This window comes from Salinisphaera sp., from assembly GCF_035690525.1.
Classification (GTDB): domain Bacteria; phylum Pseudomonadota; class Gammaproteobacteria; order Nevskiales; family Salinisphaeraceae; genus Salinisphaera.
Genome location: NZ_DASSKM010000110.1, coordinates 40,698 through 62,240 on the forward strand (window position 1 = coordinate 40,698; position 21,543 = coordinate 62,240).

Annotated in this window: 18 protein-coding genes and 2 pseudogenes; 17 read left to right on the forward strand and 3 right to left on the reverse strand. The window is 63.2% G+C overall.

The annotated features are described in order from the left end of the window. Positions 1–111: 111 nt before the first annotated feature. From dnaJ to VFJ08_RS08435, 8 genes and pseudogenes are all read left to right on the forward strand, one after another. Positions 112–1,245, forward strand: coding sequence for a molecular chaperone DnaJ (gene dnaJ / locus VFJ08_RS08395; protein WP_324996743.1), 1,134 nt, complete (start codon positions 112–114; stop codon positions 1,243–1,245). A gap of 5 nt (positions 1,246–1,250) precedes the next feature. Next, complete coding sequence (gene dapB, locus VFJ08_RS08400; protein ID WP_349256972.1) at positions 1,251–2,057, forward strand: 4-hydroxy-tetrahydrodipicolinate reductase; 807 nt, start codon at positions 1,251–1,253, stop codon at positions 2,055–2,057. 102 nt (positions 2,058–2,159) lie between these two features. Then, positions 2,160–3,299: a glutamine-hydrolyzing carbamoyl-phosphate synthase small subunit gene (carA, locus tag VFJ08_RS08405; protein WP_324996744.1), complete on the forward strand. Its 1,140-nt coding sequence runs from the start codon at positions 2,160–2,162 to the stop codon at positions 3,297–3,299. After that, positions 3,283–3,678: a GxxExxY protein gene (locus VFJ08_RS08410; RefSeq protein WP_324996762.1), complete on the forward strand. Its 396-nt coding sequence runs from the start codon at positions 3,283–3,285 to the stop codon at positions 3,676–3,678. The genes carA and VFJ08_RS08410 overlap by 17 nt, the downstream gene beginning before the upstream one ends. 53 nt (positions 3,679–3,731) lie before the next feature. Beyond that, positions 3,732–6,958: pseudogene (gene carB, locus VFJ08_RS15760) on the forward strand (carbamoyl-phosphate synthase large subunit). A gap of 76 nt (positions 6,959–7,034) precedes the next feature. Beyond that, positions 7,035–7,583, forward strand: coding sequence for a diaminobutyrate acetyltransferase (gene ectA / locus VFJ08_RS08425; RefSeq protein ID WP_324996763.1), 549 nt, complete (start codon positions 7,035–7,037; stop codon positions 7,581–7,583). A gap of 59 nt (positions 7,584–7,642) precedes the next feature. Continuing rightward, on the forward strand, positions 7,643–8,920 hold the full coding sequence (ectB, locus tag VFJ08_RS08430) for a diaminobutyrate--2-oxoglutarate transaminase (protein WP_324996747.1): 1,278 nt from the start codon (positions 7,643–7,645) through the stop codon (positions 8,918–8,920). A gap of 190 nt (positions 8,921–9,110) precedes the next feature. After that, complete coding sequence (locus VFJ08_RS08435) at positions 9,111–9,500, forward strand: ectoine synthase (protein WP_324996748.1); 390 nt, start codon at positions 9,111–9,113, stop codon at positions 9,498–9,500. Positions 9,501–9,623: 123 nt separating this feature from the next. On the opposite strand, the gene VFJ08_RS08440 is transcribed toward VFJ08_RS08435, so the two are convergent. Next, a complete protein-coding gene (locus VFJ08_RS08440; protein WP_324996749.1) occupies positions 9,624–9,935 on the reverse strand; it encodes a hypothetical protein in 312 nt (103 codons plus the stop codon). Between the two features lie 78 nt (positions 9,936–10,013). Here VFJ08_RS08440 and VFJ08_RS08445 point away from each other — a divergent pair, with 78 nt between their 5' ends. Beyond that, on the forward strand, positions 10,014–10,754 hold the full coding sequence (locus VFJ08_RS08445; RefSeq protein WP_349256973.1) for an epoxyqueuosine reductase QueH: 741 nt from the start codon (positions 10,014–10,016) through the stop codon (positions 10,752–10,754). Positions 10,755–11,416: 662 nt separating this feature from the next. Here the strand turns inward: VFJ08_RS08445 and VFJ08_RS08450 are convergent. Further along, a complete protein-coding gene (locus tag VFJ08_RS08450) occupies positions 11,417–12,781 on the reverse strand; it encodes a glutamate--cysteine ligase (RefSeq protein WP_324996750.1) in 1,365 nt (454 codons plus the stop codon). A gap of 159 nt (positions 12,782–12,940) precedes the next feature. Between VFJ08_RS08450 and ubiA the strand changes: the two genes are divergently transcribed. The 4 genes from ubiA to greA all read left to right on the forward strand — a co-directional run bounded on the left by ubiA (position 12,941) and on the right by greA (position 17,029). Then, positions 12,941–13,816, forward strand: coding sequence for a 4-hydroxybenzoate octaprenyltransferase (ubiA, locus tag VFJ08_RS08455; protein WP_324996751.1), 876 nt, complete (start codon positions 12,941–12,943; stop codon positions 13,814–13,816). Positions 13,817–13,846: 30 nt separating this feature from the next. Beyond that, a complete protein-coding gene (locus VFJ08_RS08460) occupies positions 13,847–14,893 on the forward strand; it encodes a hypothetical protein (protein WP_324996752.1) in 1,047 nt (348 codons plus the stop codon). A 70-nt stretch (positions 14,894–14,963) separates the two neighbouring features. Beyond that, positions 14,964–16,325: an adenosylmethionine--8-amino-7-oxononanoate transaminase gene (locus VFJ08_RS08465; protein ID WP_324996753.1), complete on the forward strand. Its 1,362-nt coding sequence runs from the start codon at positions 14,964–14,966 to the stop codon at positions 16,323–16,325. 221 nt (positions 16,326–16,546) lie between these two features. Next, the gene (gene greA / locus VFJ08_RS08470; protein WP_324996754.1) at positions 16,547–17,029 is read left to right on the forward strand and encodes a transcription elongation factor GreA; all 483 of its coding nucleotides are present in this window, start codon (positions 16,547–16,549) and stop codon (positions 17,027–17,029) included. Positions 17,030–17,050: 21 nt separating this feature from the next. Here greA and VFJ08_RS08475 read toward each other — a convergent pair whose 3' ends face one another. Then, complete coding sequence (locus VFJ08_RS08475) at positions 17,051–17,341, reverse strand: YhbY family RNA-binding protein (protein ID WP_324996755.1); 291 nt, start codon at positions 17,339–17,341, stop codon at positions 17,051–17,053. Positions 17,342–17,379: 38 nt separating this feature from the next. Here VFJ08_RS08475 and VFJ08_RS08480 point away from each other — a divergent pair, with 38 nt between their 5' ends. The 4 genes and pseudogenes from VFJ08_RS08480 to glmM form a co-directional block, all read left to right on the forward strand. After that, on the forward strand, positions 17,380–17,997 hold the full coding sequence (locus VFJ08_RS08480; protein ID WP_324996756.1) for an RlmE family RNA methyltransferase: 618 nt from the start codon (positions 17,380–17,382) through the stop codon (positions 17,995–17,997). A 124-nt stretch (positions 17,998–18,121) separates the two neighbouring features. Further along, a complete protein-coding gene (gene ftsH, locus VFJ08_RS08485; RefSeq protein ID WP_324996757.1) occupies positions 18,122–20,086 on the forward strand; it encodes an ATP-dependent zinc metalloprotease FtsH in 1,965 nt (654 codons plus the stop codon). A gap of 60 nt (positions 20,087–20,146) precedes the next feature. Continuing rightward, complete coding sequence (folP, locus tag VFJ08_RS08490; RefSeq protein ID WP_324996758.1) at positions 20,147–21,007, forward strand: dihydropteroate synthase; 861 nt, start codon at positions 20,147–20,149, stop codon at positions 21,005–21,007. A 42-nt stretch (positions 21,008–21,049) separates the two neighbouring features. Beyond that, positions 21,050–21,543, forward strand: a pseudogene (gene glmM / locus VFJ08_RS08495) (phosphoglucosamine mutase); the annotation flags it as partial.

Below are 21,543 nucleotides of genomic sequence, written 5' to 3' on the forward strand. Positions count from 1 at the left end.
GCGGCCGATGGCCGCGGCGAGGTCGCGGACGTCGGCGGCCGCGCGCATGAAATCGCGCTGCTTCGCGTATTTCGTCACTAAATTAATAATCAGGGATCTTGGACAACGACCATGGCAAAACGCGACTACTACGAGGTTTTGGGTGTTTCGAAAAGCGCCTCGAAGGACGAGATCAAGAAGGCCTACCGCCGCCTGGCCATGAAGAACCACCCCGACCGCAACCCGGGGGACGAAGCGGCCGAGGCGCGTTTCAAGGAGGCTTCGGAAGCCTACGAGGTGTTGTCCGACGATCAGAAGAAGGCCGCCTACGACCAGTTCGGTCATGCCGGGCTCGGCGGCGCGGCCGGCGGCGGATTCGGCGGCGCGGGCGCCGGCGGGTTCGGCGATATCTTCGGCGATATCTTCTCCGACATCTTCGGTGGCGGCATGGGCGGGTCCCGCCAGCGCGCGGCCCGCGGCGCCGATCTGCGCTACGACCTGGACCTGGACCTGGAAACCGCGATCGACGGCGACACGGTGGAGGTCCGTATTCCCACGCTGGAGCAGTGCGAGGCCTGCGGCGGCGACGGCGCGGAAGCCGGCTCGCCGGTGGATACCTGCGACACCTGCAAGGGCAACGGCCAAGTGCGTATCCAGCAGGGCTTTCTGTCGATCCAGCAGACTTGCCCGGACTGTCAGGGGTCGGGCAAGAAGGTTCGTAATCCTTGCAAGAAATGCCACGGCGACGGCCGCGTGCAGTCGTCCAAGACGCTGTCGGTGAAAGTCCCGCCGGGCGTGGACAACGGCGATCGCATTCGTTTGTCCGGCGAGGGCGAAGCCGGCGAGATGGGCGGCCCGGCCGGCGATCTGTATGTTCAGATCAACGTCAAACCGCACGAGTTCTTCGTGCGCGACGGCAACAATCTGCGCGCGAACATTCCGGTCGACATGATCACGGCGGCGCTCGGCGGCGAGATCGACGTGCCGACGCTCAAGGGCAAGGTCAATCTGCGGATTCCGGCCGAGACCCAGTCCGGCAAGACCTTTCGGCTGCGCGGCCAGGGCGTGCAATCGGTGCGGACCTCCGCGCCGGGCGATCTGCTGGTCAAGGTCAGCGTCGAGACCCCGGTCAACCTCAACGCCAGGCAAAAGAAGCTGCTGGAGGAATTCCGTGCGTCGATGGAAGAAAGCGGGCGCAGTCACAGCCCAGCCACCAGCAGTTGGCTGGACAAGGCCAAACGCTTTTTCGGCGAACACCTGAGCTGATTGCAATGACGACGCGGGTGGCCATCAACGGCGCGGCGGGCCGCATGGGGCGCGAACTGATCGCCGCCTGCGGCAAACGCGACGATCTCGAACTGGTCGCGGCGTTCGGCTCGCCGCATAGCGAAGCGCTCGGCGCCGACACCGGCCGCATGGCGGGTATCGCCGAGACCGGCGTCGCGCTCGCCGATTCGGCGGGGATGAGCGAGCACGACTTCGATGTGCTGGTCGATTTCTCGCTGCCCGATCCGTCAATCGCCGCGCTGGGCGTCTGTCGCGACAAGGGCGCGGCCATGGTTATCGGCACCACGGGCTATTCGCGTGAACAGCAGGGCGAAATCGATACGGCGGCCGGCGAGATCGCCGTCGTGCAGGCGCCGAACTACAGCGCCGGCGTGAATTTATCGCTCGACCTGGTGCGCCGCGCCGCGGCCGCCCTGGGCGATGATTTCGATATCGAAATCATCGAGGCGCATCACCGACACAAGGTGGATGCGCCATCGGGCACCGCGCTCAAGCTCGGCGAGGTGGCGGCCGGGGCAACCGGCCGGAATCTGGACGACTGCGCGGTCTACGCACGCGAAGGCCATACCGGCGCGCGCCAGCGTAAAACCATCGGTTTTTCCACTATTCGCGGCGGCGATATCGTCGGCGAGCATACCGTGCTGTTCGCGGGCGAGGGCGAGCGCATCGAAATTACGCACAAAGCCAGCTCGCGGCAGACGTTCGCCGGCGGAGCGATGCGCGCGGCGGTCTGGGCGGCCGAACAAGACCCCGGCCGCTACGACATGAACGACGTGCTGGGCTTGAGCTAGCGCAACAGCCCCTTGCGCGTCGCGCCGGCTGGCGGTCGGCGCGGCGAATCGATATACTCTCGCCGCCTTGCGGCCTGTGTCATTCCAGCCCTGGAGCCCTCATTGCGCCCGAAAGCCGTACTTGCGCTCGAAGACGGAAGTATTTTTCGCGGCCGCGCCATCGGTGCGCGCGGTCTGACAGTCGGTGAAGTGGTGTTCAACACCGCCATGACGGGGTATCAGGAAATCCTGACCGATCCCTCCTACCGGCAACAAATGGTCACCCTGACCTACCCGCATATCGGCAATACCGGCACCAACAGCGAAGACGTCGAATCGGCGGGCGTTCAAGCCGCCGGACTGATTATCCGCGAAGTGCCGCGCGCGCCCAGCAACTGGCGCAACGACGACAGCCTGATCGGCTATCTCGAAGCCAACGGCATCGTCGGCATCGGCGATATCGACACACGTCGTCTGACGCGGCTGCTGCGAAAAAACGGCGCCCAGAACGGGGCGATCGTCGCCGGCGACGATATCGACGAAGAACAAGCAGTGATCGCCGCACGCGAATTTCCGGGTCTCAAGGGCGCCGATCTCGCGGCCGACGCCGGCACGCGCGAGTCTTATCATTGGACCGAAGGCACATGGATTGGCCCGAACGATGCCCACGCGCCGGCCGAGCCGCGTTTCTCGGTCGCGGTCTACGATTACGGGGTCAAGTTCAATATCCTGCGTCGGCTGGTCGATTGTGGCGCGAAGGTGACGGTCGTGCCGCCGAAAGCGCCGCTCGACGACGTGCTCGGCATGGGCGTGGACGGCGTACTGCTGTCCAACGGACCGGGCGATCCCGAGCCCTGCGATTATGCGATCGCAACCTGCCGGGAGTTGATCGAGCGCCGGTTTCCGACTTTCGGCATCTGCCTCGGCCACCAGCTCCTCGGCCTTGCCGTGGGTGGCAAGGGCCTGAAGATGAAGCTCGGCCATCACGGTGCGAACCATCCGGTGCTCGACGTGGCGACCGGCGAAGTGATGATCACCAGTCAGAATCACGGTTTTGCGATCGACGAGGCCAGTCTGCCGGACAACGTGCGGGTCACCCACCGCTCGCTTTTCGACGGCACCCTGCAGGGAATCGAGATGGTCGATGCCCCGATTTTTTCCTTTCAGGGGCACCCGGAAGCCAGCCCCGGCCCGCACGACGTCGGGCCGTTGTTCGAGCGCTTCATCAACGCCATGACTAAAAACAATTCGGTCCGCGAATGAGGCCCGTGTCTCGGAGCGCGTCATTGGTTGCGCGTTCGAGGTCAGCAACCGGCTAGGTGCCGGTTTTTTTGAAAATGTTTATGAAAACGCACTGGCTGTGGAGTTCGGCTGCCAGCATATTCGCTACGAAAAGCAGAAACATCTGGCCGTTATGTATCGTGGCCATACAGTAGGTGAATACTTTGCTGATTTGGTGGTGGAAGATCGCTTGATCGTTGAAATAAAAGCATTAGCGTATTTAACGAGCGTTCATGAGGCTCAGCTCATGAATTATCTGCGTGCGACAGGGCTGCAGGCTGGCCTGCTACTTAATTTCGGCAAGCCTCGCGTCGAAGTGAAGCGCTTAGTTAACGCACATGATGACCGCTGCCCTGTATAGAACATTGTCTTATTCGCGTTTATTTGCGTTCATTTGCGGACAGATTTTTAGCCATGCCTAAGCGCACAGATCTAAAAAGCATTTTGGTCATCGGCGCCGGCCCGATCGTGATCGGCCAGGCCTGCGAGTTCGACTACTCCGGCATGCAGGCCTGTAAGGCGCTCGCCGACGAAGGTTTTCGCGTCATTCTGGTGAATTCCAATCCGGCCACGATCATGACCGATCCGGAAACAGCGGATGCGGTCTACGTGGAGCCGATTACCTGGCAAACTGTCGCCCGGATCATCGCCAAGGAAAAGCCGGACGCGCTGCTGCCCACGATGGGCGGGCAAACCGCGCTGAACTGCGCGCTGGATCTGTTTCACGAAGGCGTGCTGGCCGAGCACGGGGTGGAGATGATCGGCGCGTCCCGCGACGCCATCGACATGGCCGAGGATAGAAACGCATTTCGCGAGGCGATGACCGAGATCGGGCTGAAAACGCCGGAATCCAAGGCCGTGCATACGATCGCCGAGGCCGAGGAGGTGCAGGCCCGGATCGGTTTTCCGATCATCCTGCGGCCGTCGTTCACCCTCGGCGGTACCGGTGGCGGCATCGCTTACAACCGCGAGGAATTCGAGGATCTGCTCGCGCGGGGTCTCGAACTTTCCCCGACCACCGAAGTGCTGCTCGAGCAGTCGGTACTCGGCTGGAAGGAATACGAGATGGAAGTGGTCCGCGACCATGCGGACAACTGCATCATCGTCTGTGCGATCGAAAACGTCGACGCGATGGGCGTGCACACCGGCGATTCGATCACGGTCGCGCCGGCCCAGACGCTGACCGATCGCGAGTACCAGGTCATGCGCGACGCCTCGTTGGCCTGTCTGCGCAAGATCGGCGTGGACACCGGCGGCTCGAACGTGCAGTTCGCGATCGATCCCGCCACCGGCGACATGATCATTATCGAGATGAACCCGCGCGTGTCGCGTTCGTCGGCGCTGGCTTCCAAGGCCACGGGCTTTCCGATCGCCAAGATCGCGGCCAAGCTCGCCGTCGGCTATACGCTGGACGAACTGGACAACGAAATCACGGGCGGCGCCACGCCGGCTTCGTTCGAGCCGTCGATCGATTACGTCGTCACCAAGATGCCGCGCTTCACCTTCGAGAAGTTCCCGGCCGCGGACGATCGCCTGACCACGCAGATGAAGTCGGTCGGCGAGGCCATGGCGATTGGGCGCAACTTCCAGGAGTCGCTGCACAAGGCCATGCGCAGTCTGGAAATCGGCTCGGACGGTTTCGAGCCAAACTGGCGGACGTGAGCTCCGAAGCCGCCCGGGATACGTTGCGCAGCGAGCTGTCGACGCCCAGGGCCGATCGGCTCTGGTATGTCGGCGATGCGTTTCGAGCCGGTTTTTCGGTCGACGACGTGCATCGGCTTACCCATATCGATGTGTGGTTTTTGGATCAGATCGCCGAACTGATCGAGATGGAAGGCGAACTCGCCCAGTTGACGATCGGCGATCTGGATGCCGATATGCTGCGCGCGTACAAGCGCCGCGGCTTTTCCGATCTGCGCCTGGCCACGCTTTTAGGCTGCGACGAGTTCGCCGTGCGCCGCGCGCGACTCGCCCATGCCGTTGTACCGGTCTATAAGCGTGTCGATTCCTGTGCCGCCGAATTCCCGACCGCGACCGCCTATCAGTATTCCTCTTACGACGAAGAATGCGAGGCCGACCCGTCCGATCGCGACAAGATCATGGTGCTCGGCGGTGGGCCGAACCGGATCGGGCAGGGCATCGAGTTCGACTACTGCTGCGTGCATGCCGCGCTCGCCATGCGCGAGGACGGCTACGAGACCATCATGGTCAACTGCAACCCGGAAACGGTTTCGACCGACTACGACACCTCGGACCGGCTGTACTTCGAACCCCTGACCTTCGAAGACGTGATGTCGATCATCGATGTCGAAAAGCCCAAGGGCGTGATCGTGCAGTACGGCGGCCAGACGCCGCTCAAGCTCGCCCGGCGTCTGGAAGCCGCGGGCGCGCCGATCATCGGCACCACCCCGGATTCGATCGACCTGGCCGAGGATCGCGATCGTTTTTTAAACCTGGTCAACAAGCTGGGGCTCAAGCAGCCGGCCAACCGCAGCGCGCGCTCCGAAGCCGAGGCCATGCGCCTGGCCGAGGAAGTGGGCTTTCCGATGGTCGTGCGCCCGTCGTACGTGCTCGGCGGCCGCGCGATGGAGATCGTCTACGAGCCGGAGGATCTGCAGCAGTACATGTCGGCGGCGGTAAAGGTTTCGCCGGATTCGCCGGTGCTACTCGACCGCTTCCTCGAGGACGCGATCGAACTGGATGTAGACGCGGTCTGCGACGGGGCCGACGTGTTCATCGGCGGCATCATGGAGCATATCGAGCAGGCCGGCGTGCATTCCGGCGATTCGGCTTGCAGTCTGCCGCCTTATAGTCTTGGCGCCGATGTGCTCGACGAAGTACGCCGTCAGACCGCCGCGCTCGCCCGCGGCCTGTCGGTGGTCGGCCTGATGAATGTCCAGTTCGCCATCCGGGCCGGCGAGGTGTATCTGCTTGAGGTCAACCCGAGAGCTTCGCGCACGGTGCCGTTCGTTTCCAAGGCGACCGGCATGGTCTTGGCCAAGATTGCCGCGCGCTGCATGGCCGGCCAGACGCTGGCCGCGCAGAATGTCGGTATCGAGCGCAAGATGCCGCATTTCGCGGTCAAGGAAGCGGTGTTCCCATTCTCCAAGTTCCCGACCGTTGACCCGCTGCTCGGCCCGGAGATGAAATCGACCGGCGAAGTTATGGGGATCGGCAAGACGTTTGGCGAAGCGTTCGCGAAATCGCAGTTGGCCAGCGGCGTCGGGCTGCCGGAGGCTCCGGGTGTGGCGCTGATCACCGTGCGCGACGCGGACAAACCGCTGGCGGTCGAAATGGCGCGCGAACTGGTGGCTTGGGGGTTCACCCTGGCCGCCACGTGCGGCACCGCCAGCGCGTTGACCGAAGCCGGGATCGAGTGCACGCCGGTGAATAAGGTCAAGGAAGGCCGGCCGCATATCGTCGATATGATCAAGAACGGCGAAATCCAGCTCGTGGTCAATACCACCGAGGGCAAGCGGGCGATCGAGGAATCCCGCTCGATTCGCATGACCGCGCTGCGCTATAAAGTGTCGTACTTCACCACAATCGCCGGCGGCCAGGCTTGCGCCACCGCGCTGGCCGACGAGCGCGCGCTGGATGTCTATACGCTGCAGGAGATCCAGGCCGGGGTCGCTGCGTAAGCCGGCCGCGGGAGGCCAGCAAAAAATCGAACGGGTGGTATAATCCGGTCCAAATTCGAACCGATAAGCTTGAGCCATTTCACAGACTGACTCTGAGACTTCCAAGGAAGTTCATTTTCGGCCGCCGAGCAAACAGGACGGCGCCGGCATTCTGAAATTGGTGCACGATCTGGGCGTGCTCGATTCGAACTCGGCCTATGCCTATATGCTGATCGGCGAGCATCACGCCGATAGCAGCGTCGTGGCCGAGATCGACGGCCGGCTGGTCGGATTCATCACCGCTTATATCCTGCCGCGCCATCCGGACATCGTGTTTGTCTGGCAGGTGGGCGTTTCCAAGGACGGGCGCGGCTACGGGCTGGCCACGCGCATGCTGTTCGAAATACTCAAACGCCCGGCGTGTTTCGACGTCCATTATCTGGATACCACGATCGGGCCGAGCAACGAGCCCTCGCAGGCGCTGTTTCGCGGGCTGGCCCGGCGCCTGGATACCTACGTCGAAGAACGCGAGCTGTTCGGTAGCGACTTGTTCGGCGACTTCGACGACGAAGAACACGAGTCCGAGATTCTGTTCCGCATCGGCCCGTTCGACGCCAAGACCGTGCGCGGCGCATTGCCCGAATAACGCACGTCGTCTATCGCATTCCTATCCGACCCAACCCGAGCCTGCGCTCAGGAGTTCCTATGGAAATCATCAACCGTCTCGAATCGGAAGTGCGGGGTTACGTCCGCTCGTTCCCCAAGATGTTCACGCACGCCAAGGCCAATAAAATGACGACGGAGGACGGCGCCGAGTACCTCGACTTCTTCTCTGGCGCCGGCGCGCTCAACTATGGCCATAACGACGAGGTCATGAAGAAGGCGCTGCTCGCATATATCGAATCCGACGGCGTCACCCACGGTCTCGACATGGCGACCGACGCCAAGCAAACGTTCCTCGCCACCTTCGAGGACGTGATCATGAAACCCAGGGGCATGGAGTACAAGATTCAGTTCCCCGGGCCGACCGGCACCAACGCGGTGGAAGCCGCGCTCAAGATCGCGCGCAAGGTCAAGCAGCGTGATCGCGTACTGTTTTTCACCAATGCGTACCACGGCATGACGCTGGGCGCGCTGGCCGTGACCGGCAACGCCGCCAAGCGCGGCGGCGCCGGCGTGAACATGCCGGGCGCGACGCCGCTGCCGTATTCCGGCTATTTCGGCGCCGGGCGTGATACGGCCGACGATCTCGACATGCTGTTGTCCAACAGTTCGTCGGGTCTGGAAAAGCCGGCGGCCGTCATTCTCGAGACCGTCCAGGGCGAGGGGGGCATCAATGTCGCCGACTTCGAGTGGCTGAAGAAAATCGAGGCGCTCTGCCGCAAGCACGACATGCTGCTGATCGTCGACGATATCCAGGCGGGCATCGGCCGTACCGGCCCGTTCTTCTCGTTCGAACCGGCCGGCATCAGCCCGGACATCATTACCGTGTCCAAGTCGCTGTCCGGCTACGGCCTGCCGCTCGCGATCACCATGATCAAGCCGGAATACGACATCTGGTCGCCCGGCGAGCACAACGGCACCTTCCGCGGCAACAACCATGCCTTCGTGACCGCCGTGGCCGCGCTCAACGAATATTGGCGCGATGATACGCTCGAGAAATCGGTGCTGCGCATGGGCGACCGGATCCAGGAACGCCTGAACGGCATCCTGAGCGCCAACCCGGCCTTCAAGGCCGAGGTCCGCGGCCGTGGTTTCTTCATCGGCATCGACTGCGAACAAGCCGAACTGGCCGACGAGGTTGCGGCCGAATGTTTCAAGAACCACTTGATCTGCGAAACCGCCGGGGCCGACGATAACGTGATTAAGGTGATGCCGCCGCTGATCACGCCGGACACGGATATCGAGGCTGGTCTGGATATTCTGGAAACGGCGATCAATACAGTGCTGGACAAGCACGGGCTGCTCAACAACGCAGCTTGAACGGCGGTGAGAAACCAGTCGCCGGCGTTTGCTGTAATATGAAACTGGCGGTTATAAATCAAATGTATTTCGCCCTCGCGGTATGAACCGCGAGGGCGGCCAAAGGCGAGACCGCCGCTCCTTTGGAAACCCGTTGCCAACGTATCCGCGGCAAGCCGCGGGACACTTTAGAATCAATCAAGGAGTCGATATGAAGATCATCCGCACCGAGGATCTGCGCGGCACCGATCGTGAAGTGGTCAGCCCCGGCGGCTGGACCAGCGTGCGCTGGCTTCTGGCCAAGGACGGCATGGGCTTTTCGTTTCACGAGACCACGTTCCCGCCGGGCCTCGAGTTCGACATGTGGTACAAGTACCACTTCGAAGCGGTATTCTGCTATCAGGGCGAAGGCACGATCGTGAACCGCGACACGAACGAGGAATTCGAGATCAGGCCCGGCACCGTGTATGCCCTCGACAATCACGATCGGCATACTCTGAAGGCCAAGACCGAGATGAAACTCGTTTGTGCCTTCAACCCGCCGGTAACCGGTCGTGAGATTCACGACGAAGACGGCGCCTACGTCCCGCCGAACGATTGATCCGAAACGAGCCGCGCCTCGCGCGCAGGTTGGACGAGAAAACCCCGGCTGCTCCGCCGGGGTTTTTCTTTATGGGCGCTTGGCTCGTCGCGGGCAGCGGCGCGCATTTTCAGACGATCAGGTTCAGACGGTCAGGCCGCCGATCACCGCGCCGATCAGGAGTGGAAAGCCCTGGATCACGATCACCAGGAACAGGCTGATCGAGGCGATGGCGCCGATCACCGGCAGGCCGGTCAGCGAAGCGCCGGCCGCCGCCAAAATCAGGCAGAGCACGAGCGCCGGCAGGATTGCGGCCAGCAGCCCCCGGCCGGCGCCGCCTGCCGTGCGTCCGCCGACGAAACCGGCGAGCAGCGGGCCGACGAGCGGCAGCCAGAACAGCACCAGCGAGATGACGGCCATCCAAATGATGGCCATGACCAGGCTGCCTTTGTGCATGGATTCTCCCTCGTGGACGCGACGCATCGGAATACGGACAATGGGCGTGATTATCGCATGCGCAAAACAGGTCGCGACATGAACAACTACAGTCTCGACAACTATGAACGCCCGGTACTGATTCCGCCGGCGCCGGGTACCAAGCTGCTCATGCACTCGTGCTGTGCGCCCTGTGCGGGCGAGGTGCTGGCCGCGGTAAAGGCTTCGGGAATCGATGTGACGGTGTATTTCTACAATCCGAACATCCATCCCGAGGCCGAGTACGAAATGCGCAAGGCCGAGGACGCGCGTTACTGCGAGACGCTCGGCATCGATCACATCGACGGCGATTACGATACCGACAACTGGTTCGATCGCATTCGCGGTCTGGAAGACGAACCGGAGCGCGGGCGCCGCTGCACGGTCTGCTTCGACATGCGCTTTGAGCGCACGGCGCTGTACGCGGCCGAGCACGGCTATCACATGATTTCTTCCACGCTCGGCATCTCGCGCTGGAAGAACATGGCGCAGATCAACGAGGCCGGTGTGCGCGCGACCGCGCGCTATCCCGAAGTCACGTACTGGACGCTCAACTGGCGCAAGAAGGGCGGTGCGGCGCGCATGATCGAGATCGCCAAACGGGAATCGTTCTATCAGCAGGAATACTGCGGCTGCGTGTACAGCCTGCGCGACACGAATCGCCGACGCCAAGCCAATGGCCGCGAACGCATCCAGAAAGGCGTGAAGTTCTATGGGCGCGAAGCGGTCAAGAGCCCGCTGCCGGGCGACGGACGGGGCGAATACCCGTGGCTGAAGCAGAAGTCCGCCTCGAAACAGTAGAGTTTGTTACGATTTTATGCGGGGCGAAGGGAAGGTCCAGCGTAGAATAGCTTAGTGTCGCGAATTTATCCGGCTTGAGGTTTCGCGCTGATGCGCGAGTTACTTATCTTGCTTGCCCAAGATAAGTAACCAACAGAAAGGCACCCGAACACGGCGCCGGCTACGCCGGTGCACTGCGATGCTCGCGGCGACGGGATGCGGCGCCAAAATAATTTTAGGCTCGGACCGCTTTGGCGGCCCTCAGACAGCTCACCGCACCGGCGCAGTGCGCCGGACACCCGCCGCCACTGTGCGTCTCCGTCGCCGCGTAACGGGGCTGAATACAGACACGATCTGCCGAACTGATGTCTGTATTGGGCCCCTTGGGCGCAGCGCCGAGCAGTGGAGGCCGAAAGAGAAAAAGACAGGCGGATGTCTGAGTCACGCAACGCGCGGCGAGTTTCCGTCTGTCCTCTTTCGGCCGGAGCTGCGCAGGGCATCGATGCGAAGCATCGACGCAAGACAGGGTGTCTTTTTCTTTGCTTCCTTTCGTTTGGACAAGCAAACGAAAGGGAGTCGCGCAGCAGCGCGAAATTCCAGCGTAATCTCATCAATAAATCCGTTTTTCCCTCTTGTATCTGTGCTTGTTCGCGTTGATTGGCGGGCTGAATTCCGCAGGTCGATCAGTAAGCGAATTCCTCGAACACCGGATCGACCGAGCCGTTCCAGCGGCCGTGATAGAGCGACAGCAACGTCTCGGCCGGGGTGACGCCGGTTTCGGCGATTTCCGCCAGTTGGTCCAAAAACATCGATTCGTCGCGATCCATGCCGTCGAGCCGCGCGCGCCGGCGCAGTCCGCCCTGGGCGATCCGGATCGTCTCGCGCGCGATGTCGCCGAGCGTGCCGCCACGGAACGGGGTCTTGAGTCCATGCACCGGGGCCTGATCGCGTAGCCGGTTACGCTCCTCGCGGGTGAAGTCCGATACCAGGCTCCAGGCCTCGTCCAGCGCCACGCTGTCGTAGCACAGGCCGGCCCAAAACGCGGGCAGGGCGCACAGCCGCCGCCAGGGGCCGCCGTCGGCGCCGCGCATCTCCATGAAGCGCTTGAGGCGCACTTCGGGAAAGATAGTGGTCAGATGATCGTCCCAGTCGCCCATGGTCGGTCGCTCGCCCGGCAGCGCGGGCAGTCTGCCGGCCAGAAAGTCGCGGAACGACTGGCCGGACGCATCCAGATAGCGCCCGTTGCGGTAGACGAAATACATCGGCACGTCGAGCGCGAATTCCTTGTAGCGCTCGAAGCCCATGTCGTGGTCGAAAACCCAGTCGAGCATGCCGCAGCGATCGGGATCGGTATCGGTCCAGATATGGCTGCGGTAGGAGACGAACCCGTTGGGCTCGCCTTCCTTGAAGGGCGAGTTGGCGAACAGCGCCGTGGCGACCGGCTGTAGCGCCAAGCCGACACGGAACTTCTTGACCATGTCCGCTTCCGAGCCGTAATCCAGATTCACCTGGACGGTCGAGGTGCGCAGCATCATGTCGATCCCGAGGCTGCCGACCTTCGGCATATAGGCTTTCATGATGTCGTAGCGTGCCTTGGGCATCCACGGGCAATCCTCGCGCGGCCATTTCGGCTGGAAGCCCAGGCCGATCAGGCCGACGTTCATCTCGGCGGCCACTTCCTTGACCTGGCGCAGATGGATATGAATCTCGTCGCAGGTCTCGTGGATCGTATCGAGCGGGGCGCCGGCAAGTTCTAACTGGCCGCCCGGCTCGAGGGTGACGTGGCACCGGTCCAGCTCCAGCGCCACCACGCGTCCGTCCTCAGCCATCGGCTGCCAGCCGAAGCGCCGAAGCTTGTCCAGGAAGGTCGAGATACTCTGCTCGCCATCGAAGGGCAGCGGCCGCAGTGTGTCGCGATCGAACACGAACTTCTCGTGTTCGGTGCCGAGCCGCCAGCGGCTCGGCGGTTTGCAGGCGTCTTCGAAATAAGCGACTAACTGACGCTCATCGGTGATCGGCGCACCGCCGGATTGTGAAGGAGCGGACATGTTTTCTCCCGAGGGCAGACGGCGCCGATTCACAGGCGCGGCCGCCGGAATTTTGCGTCATGGTACCGTTTCGGGGTTATGCGAGGGTAGTTGCGCGATGCATCGACGTGACCGCTCGTTTTCATTGACCGGCCACGGCGGCCGCAAAGGATCCAAGCCATGATTTCGACGACGCAGCCTGCAACCAAGCTCGACTGCTATCTTCGATTGACGCGCCTGAACAAACCGATCGGTATCTTTCTTGTCGTCTGGCCGATGCTGTGGGCGCTATGGCTGGCCGCGCGCGGGCTGCCGAATCTCTGGGTGTTGTTCGTGTTCGTGGTCGGCGCCGTGCTCATGCGCTCGGCCGGTTGTGTCATGAACGACTACGCCGACCGCCATATCGACGGTCACGTCAAGCGCACCAAAGCGCGGCCGTTGGCGACCGGCGAGGTGAGCGAGAAGGAGGCGCTGACGCTGTTCGCCGTGCTCTGTCTGCTCGCCTTCGTGCTCGTGCTCACGCTCAACGGGCTGACTATCGCCATGGCGTTCGTCGGCGTGGCTCTGGCCGCGCTATATCCGTTTACCAAGCGCGTTACGCACTGGCCGCAGATGTTTCTCGGCGCCGCGTTCGGATGGGCCGTGCCGATGGCGTTTGCGGGCCAGAGCGGGCACGTGCCGGCGGGCGGCTGGATTTTGTTCGTCGCGACCCTGATTTGGGCGCTGATCTACGACACCTTTTATGCCATGGTGGATCGCGACGACGACCTCAGGATCGGCGTGAAATCGACCGCTGTGCTCTGGGGCGAGCGCGATCGCGTTATCATCGGCGCGTTTCAGTGCCTGTTCTATGCGCTGTTGATTATTGTCGGCATCATGTTCGGGCTTGGCTTTTTCTATTATCTCGGCTTGGCCGCCGCGATCGGCATGTCGATCTATCACCAGTGGATCACCCGCAAACGCGACCGCGAATCCTGCTTCAGGGTCTTCATGCAGCACAATATTCTCGGCGGGATCGTGTTCGCCGGACTGGTGCTGGATCTGGCGTTACGCTAGGCCCAAACCCACACGAGACGAATCAACATGATGCAAGCACGTATTGTCGCCAAGGGGCTGTTCGCCTGTTTCGACTCCGGCCTGACCGATGCCGATGGCGCTCCGGTCAACGTCGAGATCTCCGCCGTGGCCTGGAACGGCGAGCGCCTGGTTTTCGGCAGCGACAAGAACATCCCGGGCGCCCACCGCTCGCCGGTGTTCTCGCTGGCCATCGAGGACGGCCGCCCGGTCGAAGACTCGCTGTCCTACTACAGCGCCGATCTGATCAAGAGCGCGGAGAAATACGAGGATTTCGCGCTGACCGAGGACGGCGCGCATATGGTCGCGACGACCGGCTTTGACCGCGTCGCCGAGGACGGCGCGCATCAAGATGTATACAACCGGCTGCTGGTCTGGCCCTGCGGTTCGCCGGACGCCCCGCAACTCGTGGCCGAACGCGATGATACTGCCGGTGTGCGCAGTTCGGTGGCGCTGCGCGCGGATCTGGCCGCGGTTCTCGGCGCCCCGTATTCCAAGATCGAGGGCTTGGCGAGCGTGCCCGGCGAGCAGGGTGGCGATCCGCTGCTGCTGTTCGGCATTCGCGAAATCGGCAGCGATCATGAAAACTTCGATTATGTCGCCAAGGTGGTCGGCGTGCCGTACCGGATGTCGGGCGATGCGCTGACCCTGACCGGCGATTTCGAGCTTGCGTACGAATTCGACCCGTCAAGCCGGGAGGGCGTCCGGTTCGAGGTGGGCCTGTCGAGTCTGGAGTACGATCCGGCACGTCGGCGGCTTTATTTCCTCACCAGTTTCGAGGTCGACGACGGCGCGGGCGGCGATCATGTCGGCGCGTATCTGTGGTCGGCCCCGCTGGCGGATTTTCGTGCGGGCGTCGAGCCCGCGCTGGTGTCGGACGAAAACGGCGAGGTGCTGGAGTTCCGTAACAAGGCCGAAGGCGTGGCCGTGCTGCCGGACGGCCGGCTGTTTGTCGTTTACGATCCGGATCGCGCTCTCGAACTCGAGGACGACCATCCGCAGGCGGTGCGCGGCGCCCACGAAGCGCCCTATACCCTGCTCGAGCTGGTAACGGACTGAAGCGCGGTCGCGAGCCGGTTAGAATGCCGGACCGCCGTTTCCGGCAAAGCCCGACAACCAAGTATTGCTCATGACCAATCAGGACCTCGTCGCCCGCGATCTGAACGTGCTCTGGCACCCGTGCACGCAGATGAAGGATACGCGGCAACTGCCACCGATTCCCATGCGTCGCGGCGAGGGCGTCTGGCTCGAGGATTTCGACGGCAATCGGTATATCGACGCCGTGAGTTCCTGGTGGGTCAATATCTTTGGCCACGCCAACCCGACCATCAACGCGCGCATCAAGCGCCAGCTCGATACCATCGAGCACGTCATGCTGGCGGGTTTCACCCACGAACCGGCGGTGGAATTGGCCGAGCGCCTGGTCGAGATCACGCCCGCCGGTCTGGACAAAGTCTTTTACGCCGACAACGGCTCGGCCGCGGTCGAAGTCGCGCTCAAAATGAGCTTCCACTATTGGCGCAATACCGGTCACGGCGAGAAGACGCGCTTCATCAACCTCGGCAACAGCTATCACGGCGAAACGCTCGGCGCGCTCGCGGTCGGCGATGTCGCGCTTTACAAGAAGACCTACGAGCCGTTGCTGCTCAAACCGCTGACCGCGCGCTCGCCGGACTGTTTCTACCGCGAGCCGGGCGTGTCCTGGGAGGAGCACAGCCGCGCCGTGTTCGCCGAGATGGAGGCGCTGCTGGCCGAACACGGGCACGAGACCTGCGCGGTGATCGTCGAGCCGCTGCTGCAGTGCGCCGGCCATATGCGCATGTATCACCCGGTATATCTCGAGCTGCTGCGCGAGGCCTGTGATCGTTACAACGTACATCTGATCGCCGACGAGATCGCCACCGGTTTCGGCCGCACCGGCACGCTGTTCGCCTGCGAGCAGGCGGGCGATGGTGCCGGTATCACGCCGGACTTCATGTGCCTGTCCAAGGGCATCACCGCCGGCTATCTTCCGATGTCGGTGGCGCTCACGACGAACGATATCTACGACGCTTTCTACGACGAATACGAAAACCTCACCGCCTTTCTGCACTCGCACTCGTACACCGGCAATCCGCTGGCCTGCGCGGCGGCGCTGGCCACGCTCGACGAATTCGCCGCTCGCGACCAGATCAACGCCAATCGCGTGCTTGCCGAGCGCATGGCCCGCGCCACCGCCGGCCTGGCCGATCATCCGCACGTCGCCGAGGTGCGCCAGACCGGCATGGTGCTCGCCATCGAGATGGTCAAGGACAAGGCCAGCCGTACGCCGTTCGATTGGCGCGAGCGGCGCGGGCTGTCGGTGTATCGGCACGGGCTGACGCGTCAGGCGCTGCTGCGCCCGCTCGGCGACACGATCTATTTCATGCCGCCCTATGTGATCACGCCGGAGCAGATCGACCATCTGGCCGAAGTGGCCGCCGAGGGGATCGATCACGCCGTCTCGACTTAAATCGAAGGCGCTGCTAGCCTGTACCGTTCGCGCAACGGCGCCGCCTTGCGCTCTTGACTATGTAAATGTCGCGAAACGGTCGCCGTCTCGGGCGACCGTTTTGTTTTTCAACGCTATGAGAGGGCGTTTACAAAACGTAGCGAGCGCTGTCGGTTCGGCCAGCCGAAGCGACAGGCGCAGTGGTTTTATAAACGCCCTTCGAATCATGCCGAGGTGGTTTCATGGACCGTACGCCACTGACCGAAAGCGGTGCGCGGGCGCTGCGAGATGAACTCGAACGCCTGAAGAAGAAGGAACGGCCGCGTATCGTCGCGGCGATCGAGGAAGCCCGCGCGCACGGCGATCTCAAGGAGAACGCCGAATACCATGCCGCCAAGGAAGAGCAGAGCTTCAACGAGGGCCGCATCTCCGAGGTCGAAGCCAAGCTGGCTTCGGCGCAAATCGTGGATGTGGCCAGGGCCGGCGCACAGGCCAACGGGCGCATTATCTTCGGCGCGACCGTGGATCTGGCGGATGAGGATTCCGGCGGTGAACTGACGTATCAGATCGTCGGCGAGGACGAGGCCGACATCAAGAAAGGCCTGCTGTCGTTCGCCTCGCCGATCGCCCGCGCCTTGATCGGCAAGAGCGAAGGCGATGTGGTGGACGTGGACGTTCCGGGCGGTAAGCGCACGCTCGAGGTGGTCGAGGTGCGTTACCGCTGATCGGTCGCCGCTACGGCCGGATCAGCGGCTGTCGCTGTCCGGGTTGGGGCGATAGAGCGTGGCGGTCCGGCCGATCTGCTGCACGCAGGCGGCTTCGAGCGCCCGACAGGCTTGCTCGACTTCGCTCTTGAACGCCGCCTTGTCATCCGCCGCGAGTTTGATCTTGACCAGTTCGTGATCGGTTAGCGCCCGGTCGACTTCGGCCAGCACGGCTTCGCTCAGACCGGCCGCGCCCGACTGCACGATCGGCTTGAGGTGATGGGCCTGTTTCTTCAGTGAGAGCCGAGTCGGTTTATTCAGGGCGACGGGCATGGCGTCCATCTTTACCAGCAAAACGGCAGTATAAGCCCATGAGCAAGCGCGGTGACACCAAACGCTGGTTGACGGCGCACCGGTCCGACCCATACGTCCGGGCGGCGCAGTCCGACAACTACCGTTCGCGGGCGGTCTACAAACTCGCTGAGATCGACGACAAGGATCGGCTGCTGGCCGGCGCGTGCTGCGTGATCGACCTCGGCGCCGCGCCGGGCGGCTGGAGCCAGTACGTGCGCCGCCGCCGGCCGGAGGCCCGTGTAATTGCGCTGGACCGACTGGCGATGGACGCGATCGACGGGGTGCGGTTCCTGCAGGCCGATTTTGCGGAGCACGACGGACTCGACGCGCTACTGGCCGAACTCGCGGGCGCACCGGCCGATCTTGTACTTTCCGATATGGCCCCCAATCTTTCCGGTGTAAAGGCCGCCGATCAAGCCGGCGTCATGCAACTCGCCGAGTTGTCGCTGTCGCTCTGCAACGATGTGCTGCGGCCGGGTGGGAAGCTGTTGATCAAGGTCTTTCAGGGCGAGGGTTTCGACCAACTGCTGGGTGATATGCGCTCGTGTTTCGCGCGGGTCGTGGTGCGCAAGCCCAAGGCATCGCGCGACGCGAGCCGCGAGATGTACCTGCTCGGCTTGGGCTGGGGGCAGTGAGGGCAAGCCCTCGTATCGCGCCGCTCGGCGGCATGAATTAAGACCATGATGGTTTACACTGGCGGTAGATAGCCGACCGAATAACCAATACGATCGCCGGGGACGGCGCTCGAGGACGACGATCTTGAACGAACTTGCGAAGAATTTGCTGCTCTGGGTGGTGATCGCGCTCGTGCTGATGAGCGTGTTTTCCAGCTTCGCGCCGTCCGACTCGACCGGATCGAGTATGGCGTATTCGAGCTTTCTGACGAAGGTCAAGAACGGCAACGTTGCCCAAGTGCATATCGAGAATCACAAGATAAGCGGGCAGTTGGCCTCTGGTCAGAAGTTCAATACCTACAGCCCGGAAACCGATAACAAGGCGATGATCGGCACGCTGCTCGAGCATAACGTCCAGATCACCGGCGAGCCGCCGAATCAGGGGTCGTTCCTCAAGCAGATCCTGATCTCCTGGTTCCCCTTCCTGCTGCTGATCGGCGTATGGATTTACTTCATGCGTCAAATGCAGGGCGGCGGCAAGGGCGGCGGCGCCATGTCGTTCGGCAAGTCCAAGGCCAAGATGATGGCCGCGGACCAGATCAAGCTCACGTTCGCCGATGTCGCCGGCGTCGAGGAGGCCAAGTCCGAAGTCCAGGAGCTGGTCGAATTTCTCTCGGAGCCGTCCAAGTTTCAGCGCGTCGGCGGCAAGATACCGCGCGGCGTGCTGATGGTCGGCTCGCCGGGCACCGGTAAAACGCTGCTGGCCAAGGCGATCGCCGGCGAGGCGGGGGTGCCGTTCTTCTCGATCTCCGGCTCGGACTTCGTCGAGATGTTCGTCGGCGTCGGTGCATCGCGTGTGCGCGATATGTTCGAGCAGGCCAAGAAGCAGGCGCCGTGTATTATCTTCATCGACGAGATCGACGCGGTCGGGCGTCAGCGCGGCGCCGGTCTCGGCGGCGGGCACGACGAGCGTGAACAGACGCTCAACCAGTTGCTGGTCGAAATGGACGGTTTCGAAGGCAGCGAGGGCGTGATCGTGATCGCCGCCACCAACCGCCCCGATGTGCTCGACCCGGCGTTGCTGCGCCCGGGCCGCTTCGACCGCCAGGTGGTGGTGCCGTTGCCGGACGTGCGTGGCCGCGAGCAGATCCTGAAGGTTCACATGAAGAACGTGCCGGTGCACGAGAACGTCAAGCCGAGCATTCTGGCGCGCGGCTGCCCGGGTTTCTCGGGCGCCGATCTGGCCAATTTGGTGAACGAGGCGGCACTGTTCGCCGCGCGCGCCAACAAGAAGGAAGTCACCCAGGACGACTTCGAGCGCGCCAAGGACAAGATCATGATGGGCGCCGAGCGCAAGTCCATGATCATGAACGAGGACGACAAGCGCATGACGGCCTACCACGAGGCCGGGCACGCGATTATCGGCCTGTCCGTGCCGCAGCACGACCCGGTGCACAAGGTCACCATCGTGCCTAGAGGCCGGGCGCTGGGCGTGACCATGTTCCTGCCCGAGGAGGATCGCTACAGCTACTCCAAGCAGCGGCTGATCAGCCAGATCTGCTCGCTGTACGGCGGCCGGCTGGCCGAGGAGATCATCTACGGTAAGGACATGGTTACGACCGGCGCCTCCAACGATATCGAGCGGGTGACCGAGATCGCGCGCAATATGGTTACCAAGTGGGGTCTGTCGGATCGCATGGGCCCGATCGCCTACAACACCGAGGACAGCGAACCGTTCCTCGGCCGGGCGGCGGCCCAGGGCGGCGGCATCTCGGACGAAACCGTGCATGCCATCGACGAGGAGATGCGCGCGATTATCGATAGCTGCTACGAGCGGTCGCGCCAGATTCTCGAAGACAACATGGACAAGCTGCACCTGATGGCCGAGGCGCTCATGAAGTACGAGACCATCGACCGTAAGCAGATCGACGAAATCATGCAGGGCCACGAGCCGGGCCCGCCGGAAAGCTGGAACGATTCGGATCCGTCCGGCCCCGGCAACGGCGGCACCGGCGCCAGCATCGGACAGGACCAGGGCGCCGACAAATCGGACGGCGGCAGGCGGGGCAACGACAACGTGCCGAGTCCGGCCCACAACCGGCAGTCCTAGGGCCTTTGCTGTGAAGCCGGCGACTCGATCCGGGGCGCCGGCTTTTTTCGTGCTTTATCCATGATGCCGACTCGCCGCAACGACAGACCGGTCGCGCTGGCCGGCGCGTCGCGGCGTGTATCGCTAGCCGAGCCGGCGGTGATGGGCGTGCTCAATATTACGCCGGACTCGTTTTCCGACGGCGGGCGCTATATCGAGGTCGAGGCGGCGGTCGAGCGCGCGCTGGCGATGGTCGAGCAAGGCGCGGCCATCGTCGACATCGGCGGCGAATCCACGCGCCCGGGCGCGACGCCGGTTTCGAGTCAGGCGGAACTCGCGCGCGTGTTGCCGGTGGTCGAGGCGCTGCGCGCCGAAAGCCCGGTTTTTATTTCGGTCGATACGAGCAACCCCGAAGTCATTCGCGCGGTGTGCGAAAGCGGCGCCGACATGATCAACGATATCCGCGGGCTATCGCGCCCGAAAGCGCTCGAGGCGGTGGTCGCCGCCGACGCCGCCGCCTGCGTGATGCATATGCAGGGCGCGCCGGCGAACATGCAGTCGGCGCCGGTCTATGCCGATGTCGTCGCCGAAATCCGTGGTTATCTCGCTCATCGCGTGGCGGCTTGTCGCGCGGCCGGCATGGCGCCCGAACGCATCGCCGTGGACCCGGGTTTCGGGTTCGGCAAGACGCTGGAACACAATCTGGCCTTGCTGCGCGCGATTGGAGAACTCGGCGTGGAAGGGCACCCGGTTCTCATGGGCGTATCGCGCAAATCGATGTTCGCGCGCCTGTTCGGGCGCGACGACATGGACGCGCGCATCAACGGCAGTCTCGGTGCGGCTTTCTGGGCGACGCTGCAGGGTGTGGGTATCATACGTTGCCACGATGTCCGCCGGACCGTGCAAATGGTGGCGCTGGCGCGGCATCTGATGCAGGGCTGAACGAACGTGTGACGCCGGCCGCCATATCGAAGGGAGCACCGAGTGGGTCAGAAATACTTTGGAACCGACGGCATCCGCGGCGAGGTCGGAGAATGGCCGATGACGCCGGACTTCGCGCTGCGGCTGGGCTGGGCCGCCGGGCGCGTGCTGCTGCGACGTCTGGACCAGCGCGACAGCGACCGGGTTCGCGGCGCGCGGCCTTGCGTGGTCATCGGCAAGGACACGCGGCTGTCCGGCTATATGTTCGAATCCGCGCTCGAGGCGGGTTTTGCCTCCGCCGGGGTCGATGTTCTGTTGGTCGGTCCGCTCGCGACACCGGGCATCGCCTATCTGGCGCGCACCTTCCGGGCGCTCGCCGGCGTGGTCATCAGCGCCTCGCATAATCCGTTCGCCGACAACGGGGTGAAGTTCTTCTCCCGTCACGGTCAGAAGCTCGACGACGCACTGGAAGCCGATATCGAAGCCGAGCTGGAGCAGCCGCTCACCTGTGTGGCTTCGGACCGTCTGGGCCGGGCCCGTCGCGTGGAAAGCGCGTC

Coding starts and splice junctions, on each gene's coding strand:
- dnaJ (WP_324996743.1), top strand. CDS start 112: ATGGCAAAACGCGACTACTACGAGGTTTTGGGTGTTTCGAAAAGCGCC.
- dapB (WP_349256972.1), top strand. CDS start 1,251: ATGACGACGCGGGTGGCCATCAACGGCGCGGCGGGCCGCATGGGGCGC.
- ectB (WP_324996747.1), top strand. CDS start 7,643: ATGGAAATCATCAACCGTCTCGAATCGGAAGTGCGGGGTTACGTCCGC.
- VFJ08_RS08435 (WP_324996748.1), top strand. CDS start 9,111: ATGAAGATCATCCGCACCGAGGATCTGCGCGGCACCGATCGTGAAGTG.
- VFJ08_RS08440 (WP_324996749.1), bottom strand. CDS start 9,935: ATGCACAAAGGCAGCCTGGTCATGGCCATCATTTGGATGGCCGTCATC.
- VFJ08_RS08445 (WP_349256973.1), top strand. CDS start 10,014: ATGAACAACTACAGTCTCGACAACTATGAACGCCCGGTACTGATTCCG.
- VFJ08_RS08450 (WP_324996750.1), bottom strand. CDS start 12,781: ATGTCCGCTCCTTCACAATCCGGCGGTGCGCCGATCACCGATGAGCGT.
- ubiA (WP_324996751.1), top strand. CDS start 12,941: ATGATTTCGACGACGCAGCCTGCAACCAAGCTCGACTGCTATCTTCGA.
- VFJ08_RS08460 (WP_324996752.1), top strand. CDS start 13,847: ATGCAAGCACGTATTGTCGCCAAGGGGCTGTTCGCCTGTTTCGACTCC.
- VFJ08_RS08465 (WP_324996753.1), top strand. CDS start 14,964: ATGACCAATCAGGACCTCGTCGCCCGCGATCTGAACGTGCTCTGGCAC.
- greA (WP_324996754.1), top strand. CDS start 16,547: ATGGACCGTACGCCACTGACCGAAAGCGGTGCGCGGGCGCTGCGAGAT.
- VFJ08_RS08475 (WP_324996755.1), bottom strand. CDS start 17,341: ATGCCCGTCGCCCTGAATAAACCGACTCGGCTCTCACTGAAGAAACAG.
- VFJ08_RS08480 (WP_324996756.1), top strand. CDS start 17,380: ATGAGCAAGCGCGGTGACACCAAACGCTGGTTGACGGCGCACCGGTCC.
- folP (WP_324996758.1), top strand. CDS start 20,147: ATGATGCCGACTCGCCGCAACGACAGACCGGTCGCGCTGGCCGGCGCG.